Below are 17,091 nucleotides of genomic sequence, written 5' to 3' on the forward strand. Positions count from 1 at the left end.
CCCAAACTCATCCCATATATGTTGATCGCGCAACGCGGCGCACCTGTGCCTTGCGAGCAGATTGAGGGCCGCCCCCAGTAGGAGCCTTACGCTTACTACCAGCCACCGCAAACTGTACGGCCAATTCCTCCCACCTGGCGTCTGACCAGCGGTCGGCGCCAAGGATCCACGCGGCCGCACGGGCGTACACCCGGCAGTCCAATGCCTCATTACGTTCCCTCAGCTTTTGCCATTCGAGCCTAGCAAACCCGCGCTTGTTCTTGACCGTGACCAGCTGCTCTGCAGTCAGTTGCTTCAGCCATTCGGCATCAACCCAGCCCGGAAGATGGAGAAAGCCGGGAGGAGAATAGCCCTCGCCATCTCCCGCGCTGGTGACTTCCGGCGGGTCAAGCCGCAGGAAACGGTAGGTCTCGGCTTTGAACGTCGAAGTCGCAATGGTCCAAAGCCGCGCTCCACGGCGCAGACGTTTGCCACCTATTGTGGCGTCCACAAAGGTTGGCCCTGTGACGGGGCTCGCCCGATTGAAGCCCTCTAGGCCCTTGATCGGAGCCACCTGACCAAAGCCCACCTGCCGCGCCCAGGCGTAGACCGCGGCCGTTTCATAGCCCGTGTCGATCGCCAACCGGGCAATGGTCATAGGCGTGCCGCTAGCGTGGACCCAGGTCCGGCCAAGAAGGTCGGAGAGTTTCTGCCAGCACGCCGGATCGCCCGGGCCACCGTCTATGACGATGTGATCGATGAGCCAGCTTTGCAGGCCCCGCCCCCAGGCCCAGACATCGACCTCGATCCGGTCTTTCTGCACGTCGGCGCCAGCGGTCAGGAACAGCCCGCCGGGCGGAACCGTGCCCGCGCGCCAATCTTCCTTCAGACCCTGGAGGCGCTGCCAGTCCGGGGCCTCGCCGCTTTCCATCCAGGTCTCGCCGAGCGAGGTGTTGATAAACGTTTTCATCGTCTCATCCCCACCGGCGCGCGCCGATAGAAACCCCTTGGCCATGGCCTCAAGTCGCACCCAGGGCGAATAGATCTCGTTCAGATGGAAGCCAGCCGTTCCATTGAATGGCGCGTCCGCGATCCAGCGTCCCTTAGAGATTGCGGTCCAGCGGCTCTCATCGTTCCAGGGAGCATCGCAGTGGGCGCAGTGGTAGCGCGCGGTTTCGGGGCGATGGCCACCGCTCTCATCTTTGTCCCATTTCACCTGTCCCCAGGTCAGGATTTGTTCATGGCCACATTCCGGACACAGCACCCAGAACCTGCGCTGGTCACTTTCCTCAAATGCCGCCTCGATCCGGCTCGCGCCCTTGTTCGTCGGCGTCGAGACCAGCACGATCTTGCGGTTCCAGAAGGTCACCGTCCGCTTCTTTGCGAGGTTGACCGGATCCCCCTCGGCCCCTGCGCTGAATGGATAGCGGTCGACCTCGTCACAGAGCAGCAGTCGGATAGGTCGGCTCGCAAGCCCCGAAGGTGCGTTGGCGCCCACGATGGTCAGATGCCCGCCCGGGAACCGCTTGTGCAGGATCTTGTTGTTGCCGTCTCGCGACTTCGGATTAGCGATCTTATCCTGCAAACACGGCGTATCCCGCGCCATCGGCGAGAAGCGGTCCTTCGACCAGGTCTCTGCATCCCGCTCGGTCGGCATTACCACCATGATCGGTGCAGGATCTTGATCGATGTGGTAGCCGACGCAATTGTTGACCACCTCCGTGTTATGCGTCGGTATCATGGTCCTTCCGGCCAGATACAAACGGTTCGGGCTGTCCACCTGAATGCAGCGCACAGGCACACTCTCAACCGCTTCAACGGCGACAATGCGGCGCCGCTCAGTTTCTGTCGTCCGCCGCCCCGCCCGCGAGACCTGACGCGCGCGCTTCCTCGCCAATCGAAACACTGGTGTGTCGTCATAAATCATGAAGGAAAACCGCGTCGCAGGGTTTCCAAGCCGCCGTTCGCCATCGATCACCACCGTCGGCTGCTTATCCACGGCCGTGAACTTGATACCCAAGGAGGCTAGAAGCTCGCCGAAGCCCTCGGCCAAACGTGGATGAACCGTGATGAACTCGCAGCGACCGCATTCCGCGATATAGCCGTCTGTGTCCATTAGTCCCTGCAGAAGGGCTAGGCGCTGATTTATCGACGCGCGCAGGTAGACCGACGGTATGTGTTTGCCAGTCTCTGGCGTCTTCCGATCCTTAGCCAGCCCCATCTCCCGCAAGCGCTTACTGAATGGCTTTCCGGCTTCCAGAACAGGATCAACGGGAAGGCCGTGCTTCCACTGCATTGCGAACTGCCGTCCACATTCGGCGCATTGCCCATTCCCATGGCGGCCCAGCACATCCATGTCATGCCCCCGACGACACATATTGTCGGGCCAAGGCAGTATTGGCTTCAGCGTCAGGATATGCGGGACCCGTTTGTCCTTCGACTTGACCTCAACTTCCAGACCGCAAGCGCGAAGATGGTCGGCGATTTCCAGATCATCCTGATGGCAGGTGATCTGTGATCCGTAGCTGTGGCCGTCCCCCAGCCAGACGCCAAGGGCGTAGGGTGGGATAGGTAAGGCCTGTTCGGGCAGCTGCAGCGCACCTGCAACGGGAATGGCATATCGGTTCCGTTTCTTAGCGCCATAATAATGCGCCGTCTCAGCAATCTCCTTCGTCGTTAGGATCGCGCGGTGGATCGTCATGGAACAGGTCCTTCATCGCGTCCTGCGCGCGCACGGGTATGTCGCTGTCGACAGCCCAAAGGTGATCGGCGTCGGCGATGATCGTACTGCCGTCCGAAAACCGCACGCGGAAGCAACTCCGATTGAGCATCACATCTGTGGCGCCCGTGACGCGGCACGGCGCGCCGGTTTCGTCAAAAAGAATGTCGCCGACCTGCACATCGCCCATCGTAGTCCAGCCTGTAGGCGTCGCTAGCGGCGTATCAAGCGCCAGCGCCTTACCCACCTGTGAACTGGACATGATCACAACGGTTTCGGTGGCGGCGTCTGAGACCGCCTCCATAATCCCGCGTTGGTATTCCGCACGGCTCGTGCGCCATTGGCCCGGCTCGGCACTGGCCTCAGAGCTCAGCCGGCGGTTCTGATCCGCCCAATCGCTGATCGTCAGATCCGGCGGCGGCTTCAGCACCGCCAGCGCCTTCGCCACCGTCCGCTTCAGGATCGCTGACCCTCTCAAGGTCAATGTCGGCTTCAAGTTCAATGTCTGGCTGCGCGAGATCATCGAGCACCTCACGGATCGCAGTTCGGATCAGGTTCCGAGTGTCTCCGACGGTTGATTGTTCAAAGGCCTGTGGTGCCAGCCGGTCAGGGAGCGCCAGCAGACGGGTGCGCAAGAGCGCGAGCACGGCGATCCAGGCGGCCTCGATTTGTTCGGCGGCAATCAGTGAGCGGCGCTTTTCCTCTGCCTCCATTTCGGCGAGGTCGGCCCGCGCCCGGATGAAGCGCGCGCGTTCGGCAGCATAGTCTGGCGCGCCCGCCTGTGCCTTCAGCGCCTGATCACGCAGGTAGCGGACGTAGCCGCGGACCGATCCGATCAGGTCGTACTGACCACGCTCGGCTTTCGGGATTACACCCTCTCTGCTCAGTTGTTGGACCCGCCGCTCTGAGAGGTCGAGCAGGCGCGCGATCACGCCAATGGGCTGGGTGGCTGATGACATTCGCAAACCTCGAGAGTGCGATTAACCGTATGGGTTTGCGTCGAATTCACTGGATAAGCCTGGCCGCCAGAGCGAAGCTCACGACTGCAGAAAACACAACTCAGGACGCCTCGAGATGAGCCACCAACCAACAGCCAAAGACGCGTTTATCGCTAAGAAGGCTGCGATCGACACGATGCTCGCGCGGCTGCAGGCGCTGAGCGCAGAGCACTTCGACACCCACCTCGACGCGGTCCATTGGGGCCATGTCGGCAACCTCGACTACTACGCCGAACTCCTGAAGCGCATCACCGACAGCGCCTTCAAGGAAGGCGAGCACGCGGAGTGAACCCCATGGAAACCACCAGCATTCGCTTCCCCATCCGAAACCTGCCCGAGCATTTCGACCGCAGTCGGATCACCGTCGTCCTTGAGGAGATCGAAATGGCCCTGATGGACGATGGGGGCGTTTACGGCAGAACCTTTGCCGACAGCTTCACCATCACAGTCGAGGTTCCGACCCATCAGCTGATGGACACAGCCAGCTGCCTGAAAGGCCTCGGCTTGATCTAAGCGCAACGCTGCCGTTCTTTGAACTCAGTCCCGTCGTGACACTCCAGGGTATTTCTAAGGGTCACTTTTTCTGGAAGATACTATACTGGAAACGCTGTTCATTTCCTTTAGGCGTCACATGCACGTGGCGTTTGGCATCAATCATTTCGAATTGGCCTGGCAGCAACCGGTTTAATTCAAGCGCTAGCGCTTCGGGAGAGTATCGAGCAACGGGGAGTCCAGAGCATTTTTCAGGCCCGTCGTCCGCAAACGTGGCGATGATCGCAATACCGCCTGGGCCAAGTGCCTCAGACAAGGCGCGCGCATAGCTAGCTCGATCTTCGGTGCCCGTCAAAAAGTGGAAGACCGCTCGATCATGCCAAACTGAGAATGTTTGATTTGGTTGCCATGCTGTAATGTCGGAAACAATCCAACTGACCTCACTGGCTCTCGTACCCAGTCGATTTTTGCTGACTGCCAAGGCTGCGTCGGAAAGGTCTAGGACAGTTAGCGGACCGTAACCTTGGGCCAGCAATGTGTCCACGAGACGAGAAGCCCCTGCACCGATATCAATAAGCGAGTCACCAATCCGAAGATGCCTTTTGACAAATTCCAGTGATGTCGCAGGCGTCATCTCAAACCACGTCAGTTCGTCCTCCGCCCTTGCCTCGTAAACGCTATCCCAGTGCTGCTTATCCGCTGTCATTTGGACCTCCGCTATGGAGAAAGTGTAATTTCCGAACTCATAAAGGAAAAGATAAGCTTTGGACCAATTACGTTAGTCGACGGAGGGGCGGAATGCCTCAAAGAGCCGGCGCAAGAGGAACGAGCGTATCAGGCTGACGATCGTGAATATCCCGCCCATAGCAAGATTTTGTCCCAACGATGTTTGCAGCCCAAAGACCGGAAAGATCAGAATCTGCGTCATAACCGCGACACCATAGCCGACGACCACGTTGGTGATAGCCTCGACCAAAGACATGAGGCGCGACTGTTTCATGCAGCCTCGCGCTCAGATTTCAGCGCATCGAACGTCTGCTCGCCTCCGTCAAGAATGGCCTGCTTGCCTGTGAATTTCTGCCAGCGCGCAACCGCCACATCAACGTAAGCCGGATTCAACTCGATGCCGTAACAGACCCGTCCAGTCGTTTCCGCTGCGATCAGCGTCGTGCCCGATCCCATGAAGGGCTCATAGACCGCCTGACCTGGGCTGGAATTGTTCAGGATCGGACGCCGCATGCATTCCACCGGCTTCTGCGTGCCGTGAACGGTCTTCTCGTCCTGGTCTTTGTTGGCGATCTGCCAGAGCGTGGTCTGCTTGCGGTCTCCCGCCCAATGGCCCTTGCCGGACTTGCGCACAGCGTACCACGCGGGTTCGTGCTGCCAGTGATAATCACCCCGGCTCAGGACCAGCCGATCTTTGGCCCAGATGATCTGGGACCGGATGGTGAAGCCTGCGACTTCGAGGCTTTCGGCGACTGTGGCTGCATGCAAAGCGCCATGCCAGACGTAGGCGACATCGCCGGGAAACAGCGCCCAAGCTTCGCGCCAATCGGCGCGATCATCATTCAGCACCTTGCCGGTACGCTTGGTCTTGGCGGCCCCCGCCTGATTGCGCCAACTGGGATCATATTCCACACCGTATGGAGGATCGCTTATAAGCAATAGCGGCTTTACGCCGTTCAGTACTTTCTCGACATCCGTGGCGACCGTGCTGTCGCCGCAGAGCAGCCGGTGGTTACCGAGCATCCAGAGATCGCCAGGACGGCTGATCGGGTCCTCAGGGGTTTCCGGAACATCGTCCTCACCCTCCTGCGGGCCGGTGCCTTCCTCGAGGCTCGACATCAGCGCGTTCAACTCGTCGTCGGTGAAACCCGTCAGGCCAAGGTCGAAATCAGCCTCCAGCAGGTCAGCAAGTTCGAGGTTCAGTAGGTCCTTGTCCCACTCGGCATTCTCGCTCGAGCGGTTATCCATGATCCGGAAGGCGCGGGCCTGTGAGGCCGTCAGCCCTTTGGCGACATGCACCGGCACGGTCTCGAAACCGAGCTTGCGGGCCGCTTCAAGACGGGTGTGCCCGGCCAGCACAACCATCGCCTCGTCCACGACGATGGGCTGCCGCCAGCCGAATTCTTGGATCGAGGCTGCAACTGTCGCCACCGCCTCAGCGTTGTTCCGCGGGTTGCGCGCATAGGGAATGATCTGCTCGAGCGGCAGGTCGACGACGTCCATGGGAATGTCCTTGGAGATGCTCGAAAGCGAAATGGGGTCAGACCCCCGTTTCGGTTCAGGCGTGGTTTGTCAGGCCGTCAGGCCTTTGTTTTCTTGGGGTTCGCGTCAAAGCGAAACGAAACGGGTATTTTCAGAGGTGTCACTGGGAAACCCTCGGGCCTCGCCCCCCCGAATACGGTTACAAACAGGAGGGACCCGTTCAATTTCAATGGGTTACGTGTCTCACAAAATCGACCAGAGACAGTTTTTTCTGGCAACCGGTCATCATTTGCACCCCCACAAGTCCGTTCAAACCGGCCCGGCTGTCTCAGCCACACGACGGTCATCTTATCCGTTTTATAGCTCTTCGCTCGGCATCTGTCTTGCTTTCCGGTGTCTCACCGAAAAATGTCCCGCTGGAACGAAAGGGGTTGACACCTATGCCATGTGTCAACCAGCGACAGGGATCACCAACTTCGAAAGCCAAGTTGCGAAGGTTTCTTCGGAAATCACGCCCGAGGCCAAGTCTTCCATCGCCCTGACACCGTCGAGAGGATCCGGGCGCAAGCCGAAGCCATTCAGACGCAGAAACGTGGCGGAGGTCACAAAGGCGGTCCGCTTGTTGCCGTCAACAAAGGCATGCGCCTTCGCAATCCCAAACGCATAAGCCGCGGCAATCTCATAAAGGCTAGGCTCGCCATAGGCCGCCTTGTTGCGCGGACGCTCCATCGCGGCCTCCAGAAGCTGGATGTCGCGCATGCCTGACGCACCGCCGTGGCGTGCGATTTGGCGATCGTGGATGATCAGAACCGCCTGCAACGGCACCCATACCGGCTCGCTCACGCAAGCGCCTGCAGCATGTCACGGTTTTCGTCCATGACGATTTGCGCTGCAGCAAGAGCTGCAGCCAACTCAGGATTCTGCGGCGTGATCTTCAGGCTACCATCGTCGCCACGCACCAAGTAGACCGTGTCCCCTTCGCGGGCATCAAGGGCCGCAAGCATCTCAGCTGATAGCGTAACGACGGCCGAGTTGCCGACTTTGCGGATGCGAGTTTCGAACATGGCGGACCCCCTTGTGAATACATTAGTATATACGAGATTTGAACGATCGACGCAAGCTTCGGCGCCGCGCCAGCCCAGCACGGCGCCCAAGCATCAAACCGTCTGCCCGATCACGAACTCCATCGAGCGCTTGCGAGGCACGGTTTTGCCGTTGAGTTTCCATACGATCACAGCCAGCCCATAATCGAACCGCCGGTTTGCAGTGGCCCGGCTGATGCCATGTTGCCAGCAGATGCCCTTCCAAGCCTTACGGTTTGCGCGAGCCCATAGAATCTGGCCGATATCCTTGTCGACCCACCGCAGCCAAAGCATAGCCTCATCTGCCTCAGTGATCATCCCTGGAGATGGCAGCGGCTTTTTCATCCGGGCTTCTTGTCCCACCTGATCAGCAAACGTGGAGACGTATTCAGGCCATGCGCTGACGTAGCCTTGTGGGCGCACAGGCGGCAAAGAATTCATGACCTCGGCGGCAAGCTCTAGCCGGGTGGCCACCATGGCGCGTGTCCATTCATCGCTCATGACGCACCTCCCTTAGGACGGGCAGCTTGCCATAAAGCTTCTCGCCCAGCTGGCGAACCAGTTCGCGTTCTGGCCAGGTCAGGCGCGGGTCGTCCAGCGACACGGCCAGTACATGCTGTTCATGCCAACCCTCCCGCTTGACCTGCTCGGGATGGCGGCGCTGGCCGCCATAGCCCTTGGGGTAGAGCCTCATGCCACACCGCCTTGGGTCTCAAGGGCCCAGAGCAAGATTGCGATGGCATCCGCCTCGTTGTCGTCGGTCGGGGTGAATCCACGCGCCCTGGCAGCATCGATCATGGCCTGTTTGTTCGCATTACCGTGGCCAGTGGCGTGGCGCTTGATCGTTCCAACTGGCACGCCCTGGTATGGCACAACACGGAGCTCAGCCCAGCTGGTGAGAACAGCCAGCAGGCCGCCATAAACGTGGGCTGCGTCAGTGCCTGCGTGTCGGCGAACCTCTTCGAAGTAGATGGCCTCGATCGGACCCGACAGGCGATCAATCTCGGTCAGCCAGTTGGTGAAGCGCAGGTAGCGCATGCCGCCGCCATCGTAGCGGCCTGGCTTGAAGCTGACGGTGCCGCTGGTGATGAGGCCATCGAAGCCGCAGATCGCCCAGCCGGTGGTGGTGCCGAGGTCGAGGGCTAAAATGGTTTTAGCGCCGCCAAAGGTCTCAGGCAGCGTCTCTGTCGGGATCAGTTCTTTTGTGTTCATTCTGAAGGCTCACGCATTCGAGTGGGCCTTCGGCTTTGGTCTTGATCAATTTATCCCGTCGCAGCGTGACGGACAAGAAAATTCACCAGGTGATCACCTGTCACCACCTGTCACCACTTCGAGGAAAGGTGGTGACAGAAATAACTATTTAAAAACAACGCTGTCACCACTGTCACCAGCTGTCACCACTAAATTCCTTTGTCTGTATGAGAGAGGGTGAACTGGGTGACTAACACACTTGTATATGTATAAGGAAAGAAGATGGTCGCCAAAGTGGTGACAGTGGTGACACGATTGATTTTGCTGATTTTTTTCCGTCACCACCCTTTCTGCAAGGTGGTGACAAACGCAAGGTGGTGACAACCAAAAGTAAAAAAGGCACCCGTCTGGGTGCCCTCGCGAGTAAACGGGATGATAACCTGATCAGTGTTCCTGGCGGAGTTCACGCGCCAGGCGGATCCGATCAAGTCCCGCTTGCGTCATTAGAACCTCGTACGGCCTGTTTACGAACAAACCATCACGCACCCACCGCACATAGGCCCGCGGCTGACCTACGCCGGTATAGCGGTAAAGATATCCGGCCCGGAACAGGAATAAGAGGAGATCATCAGGCGAAGTGCCGAGCAAACACGCGGCGCGAGGTATATTCATTCCGGCTTTGGGCCCCACTTGCGGTACCTCCATTCGCGTCCTTCTCCCGTCCTGCATTGATACCTCTCCCAGTTTCTGGATTTCAGCCAAGCCCCAATGCGCATCTGGTCCAACTTGGTCCACTTCGCGGGCTCGATAGAGAGAGCGCCTTGAAGGATTTCTCCAACCGAAACGTCCTGAAGCGGTTCCAACCGTTCGAATTCCTCCTCCTTCCAGTCATCGACACCAGCGTAGCCGCGATTTATGGGGCGCTTTTCATAGCTCAACCAACGGTCAATCACCCCGTCCCAGGCGTCAGATTGGTACCGTTTGTCCTGCTCCTTTTTAGCGGCCTTGAGGAGTGCCTTGTCCTCAAGCCACCAGATGGCGCCATACTTGAACCGAGCCACGGCCTCGGCCCAGAGCTGGTCCCGGTCCTGCGCGAGAGCATCGATGTCGATATCGCCGCAGCGGATTGGCCAAAAGCGGCGGTTACCGGTTTCATCGCGCAGATAAGTGTCCGGGTTCACCGTGCCGGCAAAGACGCATTGGCGTTTGATCTCGACCGTGTGTCGGCCATAGGGCGGCCGGAACCGGTCCGTGGTGCGGGTCAGGAACGCCTTGATCCGTGAGACCTCGGCGCGGCCGATGGCGTCCAATTCCGCGATTTCGACGATCCAGACACCTTGCATGTGGATGGCTGCATCCTTGGACCCGAGGTCTGGCAACTCGTCGGTGAACCAGTCTTCGCCTGCCAGTATTTTGAGCGCGGTCGATTTGCGCGCGCCCTGCTCGCCCTCGAGGATCAGCATGTGGTCAGCCTTCACGCCCGGCCGATAGACGCGTGCGATGGCCGATATCAGCCACAGACTTCCCATGGCATGGGTCAAATCCGTCGGCTCAGCGCCCAGGTAGCGGCTGGCCCAGGTCTCGAGACGATGCGTGCCATCCCATTGTAGGTGGTCGAGATAGGCGCGCACCGGGTGAATGCGGTGGTCGCGGGCGACTGCGCCGACCGAGCGGCCAACAACGAGAGGCGCAACATTCACTTCCCGATGCTGAAGCCATTCGGCCAGCCGGATGTCGTCGCTATCCTCCCACGGCCGCGGATAGTCCGTGTTCTGCTCATCCCAAGGCACGGGCTGCAACACGACCACCTCCTGGCGGAAGTCATCAAAGGCGATAGTGCCTGCAAAGGCCGGGTCAGAGCTCAGCGCTATGATGACATTGGCCTCGTTGCGCTCGGGCGTTCCCGAAAGATCAAGGCGCAGCCGGTTCGCCCAAGCCGGGCGGGCAGCGGGCTTCATCAGATCGCCGGTGCTGTTCAAACGGCGGCGCAGAACGCTGAGTTGCTTGTCGAGGATCGACATCGCAATCCCGGTGCGCGCCTTGATGAGCGACAGCACATGTCGTTCTTCCATGGGCTCAAGCCGCGCCTTGACGATGCGTCCCATGAGGGCACCCAACTCGGCAAGATCGGGCGGATTGGCGAGCCCCTTGGTTGCGGCGGCCAGCGCGTCGGCGGCAGGCTCCGGATCTGTGGCAGGCATCGTCACGCCGCTGTCATCGCGCAAGAGCTTGCCCTCGGCGGTCGTTATTTGACTGCCGTAATCCGTCTTAACGGCCCCACGCAGAAGATCGTCGTTGAAATCATCGCCATCGATAGGAGCAATCACCTCATTCGGGATGTCCGCCATGTTCAAGCGGTCTGACAATGTTGCGGCCGCCTGACGCCCCACCTCACCCGCATCGGCAAAAATCGTGACGCGGCGTGTGTCTTGAGGCCATTTGAACCTTGCCATGCCATCGGCCGACAAGGCCGCCCACACAGGTTTTCCAAAGATCGCGGAAGCCGCGAGCGCCGTCTCGATCCCCTCGGCCACACCCAGATGACCATCTTCAGGCAGCGGAAAGAGCCGCACCGCCGCTTCTGCGATCGTGCCCAACATCTTCTTGCCCGCAGGGGCCTTGCCGCTGCCATCGTCCAGCAGGAAGGTGCGATGGATGCCGCCGACTGGATCACCATTTGCCAGGCGCGGGATCGCGACCATGCCGGGCCAGCCACGGCGACTGTCGTAATCCGTGAGGTCAGGGTGAAACAGAAGATCCGGCGAGCCCGGATCTCTAAGCCCCCGCGACTGCAGATACGTCTCAGTAAGGCTTCCTGCCAAGGGCACGCACCCGTCCAGAATGCGGCGAATTTCAAGGCTGTGATCAGGGCGCGCTGGCGCAGCCGGTCGCACTGGCAGGTCACGCTCCAGGCGGGCCAGACGGGCGGCCTCATCAAAGAGGCGCCCCTCGCTCATGCCCGTGGCGTGGTAGATCATGTCGATCGGCCCTGCGCGTTCGCCGGTCGCAAAGTCAAAGCCCCAGCCTGCATAGGGCCCATCGAGATGGATGATACAGGAGCCCTCACCGCGAGAACGGCGCCCAGAGAGGTCGGCGCACCGCATCGCGCGTTTGTCATGGGTCAGCTGTGCCTCCGGGAAGAGCGGGGGCAGCCAATCGCGGGCTGTGGCTGCAAGCCGCGCCTTGATGGCTGTCAGGTTATGTCGGGCAGCCGGGACGAAGACATCGTTGAGGTCGATCATGGGCATACCTCACGCAAGGAGCACGAGACCGCGCTCCGCGCGGGTGATGGCCGTGTAGAGCCATCTGCGGCGGTCAAGCTCGCTACGACCAAGCCCATCGTCCCAGACGATCACATTCTCCCACTGCGAGCCTTGAGCCTTGTGCGCGGTGATCGCCCAGCCAAAGGTCGCCTCGATCAGATGTTTTTTCTCCTTCCAATCCCGATCATGGCGCGTGCGATCAAAATCGATATGGTCCTCAAAATGTCCCTTGTAGATGCGCAGACGGCCAGGTTTGCCATTGGGGTGAGGCGTTCCCACCTCACGGCCGTCCTCGTCAGTCACCACAGCCGAGAAGTAGAGGCTGCCCTCGTCCACGATGTCCTCGAGCGTCAGGAACATGCCATTGATCAACCCGAGGTCATTCTGGTTCTTCAGGCAGATGATCTTCTCGGCAGCTCCTGAAGGCAGGACGCCACCGGCCAGACCGGCCGCCCCGCGCATGGCATTGTTCAACTGCAGCCGTGTCGCGTTCATGCCGCAAATCAGCTGCCCGCCCCTTAGCGCCTGATCGGGCGTAATATCGGCCTTGTGCATTTTGGCGACATGGTCGTCATAGCTGCCAAAGCCAATTGGCTGGCCCTCGCGCGCCATGTTGGCCAGACGGATGATGGCGCTCTCGGAGGCCTGTCGGTGGATCTCAGTCAACATCACATCAGGAGCGACATTGGTGAACGCCCCGTCTCCCTTGATAGGGGGAAGCTGACCGGGATCACCCAGCACAAGGATGGGTTTCTTGAAGCTCATCAAATCCCGCGCCATGTCCTCGCCCACCATGGACACCTCATCAAGCACGATCAGCCTGGCGTCAGCGGCATCGCTTTGTGCGTTCAGCGCAAAGCGGGGCTTTTTCATCGCAGACAACGCCTGCCGCATGGCCTCAATTCCAGCTTCCGCCGCAGTCCGATCGAACCCGGACAAGGATCTGACGCTGATTTCTGCCTCGCGCACTTTCTGCGCTGCCGCTGCGATTTCCTCTTCTGTGGCCTCCGACACAGAATAAATCAGACTGTGAATGGTGCGCGCAGGCGTGCCCTTTCGGCTCAAGACCAGCGCGGCTTTGCCGGTGAAAGTGGCGGTAACAACGCCCGGCACGCAGGTGCCGTCGCGGGCGCTCCGGTGTGGCGAAAGGCCCAATTCATCGAGTGCGAACTTCAGCACTGTGGATTTTCCGCTTCCCGCGTAGCCAAAAAGCCTGAATACCTGCTGCTCATGGGTTCGAGTTTCAAACCAGGTCTTGATCGCGCGGATCGCGGCCGCCTGACTGTTAGAAGGCGTGAAACTGGTCATGCGGCTGTTCCCTTTACGATGTAATCCTTGACCACGCCTCCCTGCGCAGGATCGCCAACCTGACATTGGCGGACAAAGACACGGCGGCCGTCTGCAAGTTGGCGCCAATGGCCACGGCGGATATGCCATCGCGGGCTGGCATGGGTGCCGCCAAGGTCCTGGGCTTTGGCCCGGGCGCGCGCGAGATCGATGGTAATTTGGTGCCAGCTCCACCCACGCACGCCTGCCTTGGCGTACGGGCGGCGCAGCGCTGACATTACCTTGCGCGGCTTGTCATCGCTCGCGAAGGCCAAGATGCTTAACGACCGCCACACCATACCTGAAACGGCTTCCATATACATTTTGGCCTGATCCTGCTTGATCCCAGGGTGTACCGAGACATCAGCCCAACCAGGCTTGGCAAAAACGGCGTGTGCGAGACAATCGGTCCAGCCCAGGCGTTTTTTCCAGCGAGAAAACAGCGCGGCTTCCACACGGTCCTCAAACTGACGCACATACACCAGCAAGGACTCACGGTCGGGGTGGCGATCCTTTACCTCGAAGATGACCTCAGGGTGTGGCAGCTTCAAATCCTCAGCCATAATCAGCCGACCGAGAGCCTCAAGCTCATCACTGTCAAATGCAGCCTGATCAGAGAAATAATAAACTGGCGCTGCCTCAACTCCGTCCAAGAAGAAGCCATAGGTTGATTTTAGGCGCAGTTGCGGTGCCAACCGTTTGAACTCATAGCCATAGGGGATCATGATTTTGCCCTCCAGCACCGCTGCGCCCAGGCACAGGGTGGATGCCAATGGCCCGCGGCCATGCCCCCTTTGCAGACCACTGAGGCCGGCTCAGCCGCCTCGCGCGGCAATACTTCCTGTGCGTCCGACGCCCGCACCACTGCGACAGCGCGATCGCTCATCTGCTGGGCAAGTGCTGCATCGAACGGCACCAGTTCCGCATAGATTTCCATCGTGTCGCGATTGAGCGCGGTGAAGAGCGCCGGGTTGGACAGCTCCAGATAGGCTTGGTAGAGCGCGATCTGCGCCGCGTAGACAGGCTTTGAAACGATAACCCCGCGTTTGACCGTGTCCTTCCAACTCGAGGCCCCGAGCGCCTTGGTTTCCCAAAGTGCGGGATAGGACATCTGGACCGGGCCACTGACGATAAAGCCATCAATGTGGCCCTTGAACCGTCCGCCCAGAGCCGTGAAGCCGAACTGCCGTCCATCGTCGCGCTCGGTGCGCAGATCAAACCCCGCAAGGCGCATCCAGCTGGCGACCATATCCTCGCCGCGATGGCCCGCCTCAAAAATACGGAGGGTTTTGGGCGCAAAGTCCTGACCTTCGTCTTTGGGTACGGCCAGATAATCGTATTGAATCTGCCGCAGGCAGGCGCGGCCAAGACCAGACGAGCTGACATAGCGACGCGGACGCTCGCTGCGCTGTCGGGCGCCAAGGCCGATGTCGATCGCATCGCTGAGAGCTGTGCTGATGTCGGGCATGGAGCGCGAGGTCGCGTACTGCGCGCCAGACCCATGGTTCAGATCAATCATGGGGAACACCTCAAAATGGAATAGGGTCTTCAGGCAGGCGGCCGTCGCGTTCCGGCTGCGCGCCTTGGGTCTGCATGCTCTCGATATATCCGGTGACCGCTGCTTCAATCAGCTGGTCAATCTCGGCCGCTGTGCGGTCAAAAAACGGGGCCATCAGACCAAGCGCCGTCAATGCTTCCGCAAAATCCTTGCGCGCATCGCGGATGGCCTGTGCCTCGCGGGCTGTTTTATCAATCATGCCGTGGCTCCTCTTGGCAAGGTCCGCGCCGATGTCCTGACACCGGCGCGAACAGAATTTGTGGAAGGGGAACTGCGACCACTGGAGGCGTAGGCAGAAACCGAAGCCCCGGGTTTCTCGGCCGCAAAGCGCACAGACCCCGCTCACCCCATCAGCAGGTTTTTGAGCTCCGGATGCGCCGCCGGTTCCTCCCGTATCTTGACGGAGGCCAGAACGACGAACCGGCTGATGGCCACCGAGGCCATGGCGTCGAGATCCTTGAGCCGCAGGCTTGCGATGGGACGATCCAGTCTTCCGCGGGCCTCGAGCCATTTGCCGATCTCCTTTGCCGCTTCGCGCGTGACATGCGCCTGCCATTCATCCGGGGTCATGGGCTCAGCTGTTTAACCAGGCCGGAGCACCCCCAGGTGTTGCCGCCGATGTGGACGCACTAGGCTGTGCTTGTGCGGCTGGGGCCTGCTGAGGTGGGTTGGACCAGCCCGTCTGGGCAGAGGCTTGTGCGTTCCAGGCTGCGGGCACCGCCGCTGGTGATTTGCGTGGCGGAGCATTGACCGGCTCGGGCGAAACGGTTTCTCCGCGCATGATCGCGGCGTAGGCCGGCTCATTGGGCAGCACCACATTCGCGATCTTATTGCTGTCGCGGTAGTTCGGGTTATCCGGGGCCTCGACCATGATCCGCGCGGCAAATGTGATGCCATCAAGCTGTTTCAGACCTGCAATCACACGCTTGGCGCGCGCGGCCTCGCTCAAATCGTCAGGTTTGAGACCCAGGGCACTGTCGATCATCGCCCGGAAGGCGCTTTTCGAGATGTTCCAGCCCTTCGATTGACCCTTTTCGTCGAGCTTGCCGCCCGCAACGGTAAAATTCTGCCAGAACTTGCGCCGAGCATAGGGTCCCTCGGTCACAGTGAATTCACAGTCGAGCATCTTCGCATCGCTGTGTGGCGAGGCCTTCAAGAGCCCCGCATCCATTTCACTGGCGCCATTTGCACCACCGGGGCGGAGTTTCATTATCACCTTGGCAAAGGTGCCATCGGGGATCAGCTCGCCCATCGGGGCCATTTGCGGTCCGGCGTCGTTCAAATCAAAACTCATGGGAGTTGTCCTTTCCTGTTTAGACGGAGGATGCGGTGGGAGGGGTCAGTGCCGCGCGGCCATCAATTTTGGCCAGCAGCGCTGCAAGGTCCGGCGGCTCGGTCATGTCGAGACGGCCCGAGCGATCCTTCGCGGGTAGGCCCCAAGGATTGCCGGATTTGCACACGAGACGGCGGTCGGTGGATGTCACATCGAGCGTCCAGGCCTCGTCTACATCCTTGCCAAAAAGCTGCATGGAGATGACCTGATCGACGATGCCGGGCAATTCACGCCCCGCTTTGGTGCCTTCCATTTGCGGCACCCAAGACGACGCCCCGTACTCATCAGTGACTTTTTCCAGGACGCCCACGAAGATGACGGTCTTGCCACGCGCATGCTGCAGGTGCTTGAGCGCCTGAATCACCTCGCGGCCCAGAAGCCCGTAAGCTCCGCGCACATCCGGTTTGCCCGTACGGTCCGAAAACGCCTCCGGCTGCTGTTTGGCATAGGCCATCGCCTGACGCGTCAAATCGGTGATGCTGTCGACGAAAATGATCGAGCGATCTTTGAGAAAGGTTTCCAGACCGCTTTCGGCATATTTCGTCTGTACATGGGCGTGGTAGTCAGTCCCGTAATAACTGCCCGGATGCTGTGCTGGGTCCGGACCTCCGATCAGGATCACCAGATCCCGGAAATCAGGGAAACTGCGGATCGGGATGCTGGGCCCGCGCCAGTCCTGAACGGATTTCATGCCAGCCTCGAGATCGAAACACACCGCCTTATCCGCGGGCAGCGTCTTGATCAGCGTGGTTTTGCCCACACCCGGCGGGCCGAATACCGCCAGCGACGTCTTGTTTTCAGATGCCGACAATCGTTCGTCGGCGGTGATGATGCGCAATGCCATGGCGCGCTCCTTTGGTTGGGTAAAAAATCAACAGCGGCGGGGGGTGACCGGGCGCCGAAGGGGAGCCTGCCCCGCCTTTCGGTCAGGGCGTCCCCGCC

The 17,091-nt window shown here is 60.0% G+C and carries 21 protein-coding genes; 2 read left to right on the forward strand and 19 right to left on the reverse strand.

Going from position 1 to position 17,091, the window contains the following annotated elements; translation table 11 throughout:
- Positions 1-7: 7 nt before the first annotated feature.
- Genes RYZ18_RS02555 through RYZ18_RS02565 form a run of 3 tightly spaced genes read right to left on the reverse strand, consistent with a single transcriptional unit; the run spans position 8 to position 3,657 of the window.
- Positions 8-2,680, reverse strand: a complete 2,673-nt coding sequence (locus tag RYZ18_RS02555; protein ID WP_317654808.1) for a phage terminase large subunit family protein — start codon at positions 2,678-2,680, stop codon at positions 8-10.
- A complete protein-coding gene (locus RYZ18_RS02560; RefSeq protein ID WP_317654809.1) occupies positions 2,637-3,128 on the reverse strand; it encodes a phage terminase large subunit family protein in 492 nt (163 codons plus the stop codon). Before RYZ18_RS02560 ends, RYZ18_RS02555 begins: the two co-directional genes overlap by 44 nt.
- The gene (locus tag RYZ18_RS02565) at positions 3,061-3,657 is read right to left on the reverse strand and encodes a terminase small subunit, Nu1 (RefSeq protein WP_317654812.1); all 597 of its coding nucleotides are present in this window, start codon (positions 3,655-3,657) and stop codon (positions 3,061-3,063) included. Before RYZ18_RS02565 ends, RYZ18_RS02560 begins: the two co-directional genes overlap by 68 nt.
- Positions 3,658-3,772: 115 nt before the next feature.
- On the opposite strand from RYZ18_RS02565, the gene RYZ18_RS02570 reads away from it, so the two are divergent.
- Both RYZ18_RS02570 and RYZ18_RS02575 read left to right on the forward strand, forming a co-directional pair.
- Entirely contained in the window at positions 3,773-3,985 is a 213-nt protein-coding gene (locus RYZ18_RS02570; protein ID WP_317654813.1) for a hypothetical protein, read from the forward strand.
- Positions 3,986-3,990: 5 nt separating this feature from the next.
- On the forward strand, positions 3,991-4,209 hold the full coding sequence (locus RYZ18_RS02575) for a hypothetical protein (protein WP_317654814.1): 219 nt from the start codon (positions 3,991-3,993) through the stop codon (positions 4,207-4,209).
- A gap of 61 nt (positions 4,210-4,270) precedes the next feature.
- Here RYZ18_RS02575 and RYZ18_RS02580 read toward each other — a convergent pair whose 3' ends face one another.
- The 16 genes from RYZ18_RS02580 to RYZ18_RS02655 form a co-directional block, all read right to left on the reverse strand.
- On the reverse strand, positions 4,271-4,894 hold the full coding sequence (locus tag RYZ18_RS02580; RefSeq protein WP_317654815.1) for a class I SAM-dependent methyltransferase: 624 nt from the start codon (positions 4,892-4,894) through the stop codon (positions 4,271-4,273).
- A 72-nt stretch (positions 4,895-4,966) separates the two neighbouring features.
- Complete coding sequence (locus RYZ18_RS02585; protein ID WP_317654816.1) at positions 4,967-5,188, reverse strand: hypothetical protein; 222 nt, start codon at positions 5,186-5,188, stop codon at positions 4,967-4,969.
- A complete protein-coding gene (locus RYZ18_RS02590; protein WP_317654817.1) occupies positions 5,185-6,417 on the reverse strand; it encodes a DNA modification methylase in 1,233 nt (410 codons plus the stop codon). Before RYZ18_RS02590 ends, RYZ18_RS02585 begins: the two co-directional genes overlap by 4 nt.
- Before the next feature lie 429 nt (positions 6,418-6,846).
- Positions 6,847-7,239, reverse strand: coding sequence for a type II toxin-antitoxin system death-on-curing family toxin (locus RYZ18_RS02595; RefSeq protein ID WP_317654818.1), 393 nt, complete (start codon positions 7,237-7,239; stop codon positions 6,847-6,849).
- Positions 7,236-7,460, reverse strand: a complete 225-nt coding sequence (locus RYZ18_RS02600) for an AbrB/MazE/SpoVT family DNA-binding domain-containing protein (protein WP_136340623.1) — start codon at positions 7,458-7,460, stop codon at positions 7,236-7,238. The genes RYZ18_RS02595 and RYZ18_RS02600 overlap by 4 nt, the downstream gene beginning before the upstream one ends.
- Positions 7,461-7,553: 93 nt before the next feature.
- On the reverse strand, positions 7,554-7,979 hold the full coding sequence (locus RYZ18_RS02605; protein WP_317654819.1) for a DUF6362 family protein: 426 nt from the start codon (positions 7,977-7,979) through the stop codon (positions 7,554-7,556).
- Entirely contained in the window at positions 7,969-8,172 is a 204-nt protein-coding gene (locus RYZ18_RS02610) for a hypothetical protein (protein WP_317654820.1), read from the reverse strand. The genes RYZ18_RS02605 and RYZ18_RS02610 overlap by 11 nt, the downstream gene beginning before the upstream one ends.
- Positions 8,169-8,690 (reverse strand): hypothetical protein, encoded by a 522-nt coding sequence (locus RYZ18_RS02615; RefSeq protein WP_317654821.1) that lies wholly within the window; start codon positions 8,688-8,690, stop codon positions 8,169-8,171. Before RYZ18_RS02615 ends, RYZ18_RS02610 begins: the two co-directional genes overlap by 4 nt.
- A gap of 647 nt (positions 8,691-9,337) precedes the next feature.
- Positions 9,338-11,911 (reverse strand): VapE domain-containing protein, encoded by a 2,574-nt coding sequence (locus RYZ18_RS02620; protein WP_317654822.1) that lies wholly within the window; start codon positions 11,909-11,911, stop codon positions 9,338-9,340.
- A 9-nt stretch (positions 11,912-11,920) separates the two neighbouring features.
- On the reverse strand, positions 11,921-13,240 hold the full coding sequence (locus tag RYZ18_RS02625; RefSeq protein WP_317654823.1) for an ATP-dependent RecD-like DNA helicase: 1,320 nt from the start codon (positions 13,238-13,240) through the stop codon (positions 11,921-11,923).
- The gene (locus tag RYZ18_RS02630; protein ID WP_317654825.1) at positions 13,237-13,983 is read right to left on the reverse strand and encodes a hypothetical protein; all 747 of its coding nucleotides are present in this window, start codon (positions 13,981-13,983) and stop codon (positions 13,237-13,239) included. The genes RYZ18_RS02625 and RYZ18_RS02630 overlap by 4 nt, the downstream gene beginning before the upstream one ends.
- Positions 13,980-14,777 (reverse strand): hypothetical protein, encoded by a 798-nt coding sequence (locus RYZ18_RS02635; protein WP_317654826.1) that lies wholly within the window; start codon positions 14,775-14,777, stop codon positions 13,980-13,982. The genes RYZ18_RS02630 and RYZ18_RS02635 overlap by 4 nt, the downstream gene beginning before the upstream one ends.
- Positions 14,778-14,787: 10 nt before the next feature.
- Entirely contained in the window at positions 14,788-15,015 is a 228-nt protein-coding gene (locus RYZ18_RS02640; RefSeq protein ID WP_142492988.1) for a DUF6511 domain-containing protein, read from the reverse strand.
- 143 nt (positions 15,016-15,158) lie between these two features.
- Positions 15,159-15,386 (reverse strand): hypothetical protein, encoded by a 228-nt coding sequence (locus RYZ18_RS02645; RefSeq protein ID WP_317654827.1) that lies wholly within the window; start codon positions 15,384-15,386, stop codon positions 15,159-15,161.
- Positions 15,387-15,390: 4 nt separating this feature from the next.
- Entirely contained in the window at positions 15,391-16,110 is a 720-nt protein-coding gene (locus RYZ18_RS02650) for a hypothetical protein (RefSeq protein ID WP_317654828.1), read from the reverse strand.
- Between the two features lie 19 nt (positions 16,111-16,129).
- Positions 16,130-16,993, reverse strand: coding sequence for an ATP-binding protein (locus RYZ18_RS02655; protein WP_317654829.1), 864 nt, complete (start codon positions 16,991-16,993; stop codon positions 16,130-16,132).
- Between the last annotated feature and the right edge of the window lie 98 nt (positions 16,994-17,091).

This window comes from Roseovarius sp. 10 (genome assembly GCF_033100315.1).
GTDB lineage: Bacteria > Pseudomonadota > Alphaproteobacteria > Rhodobacterales > Rhodobacteraceae > M30B80.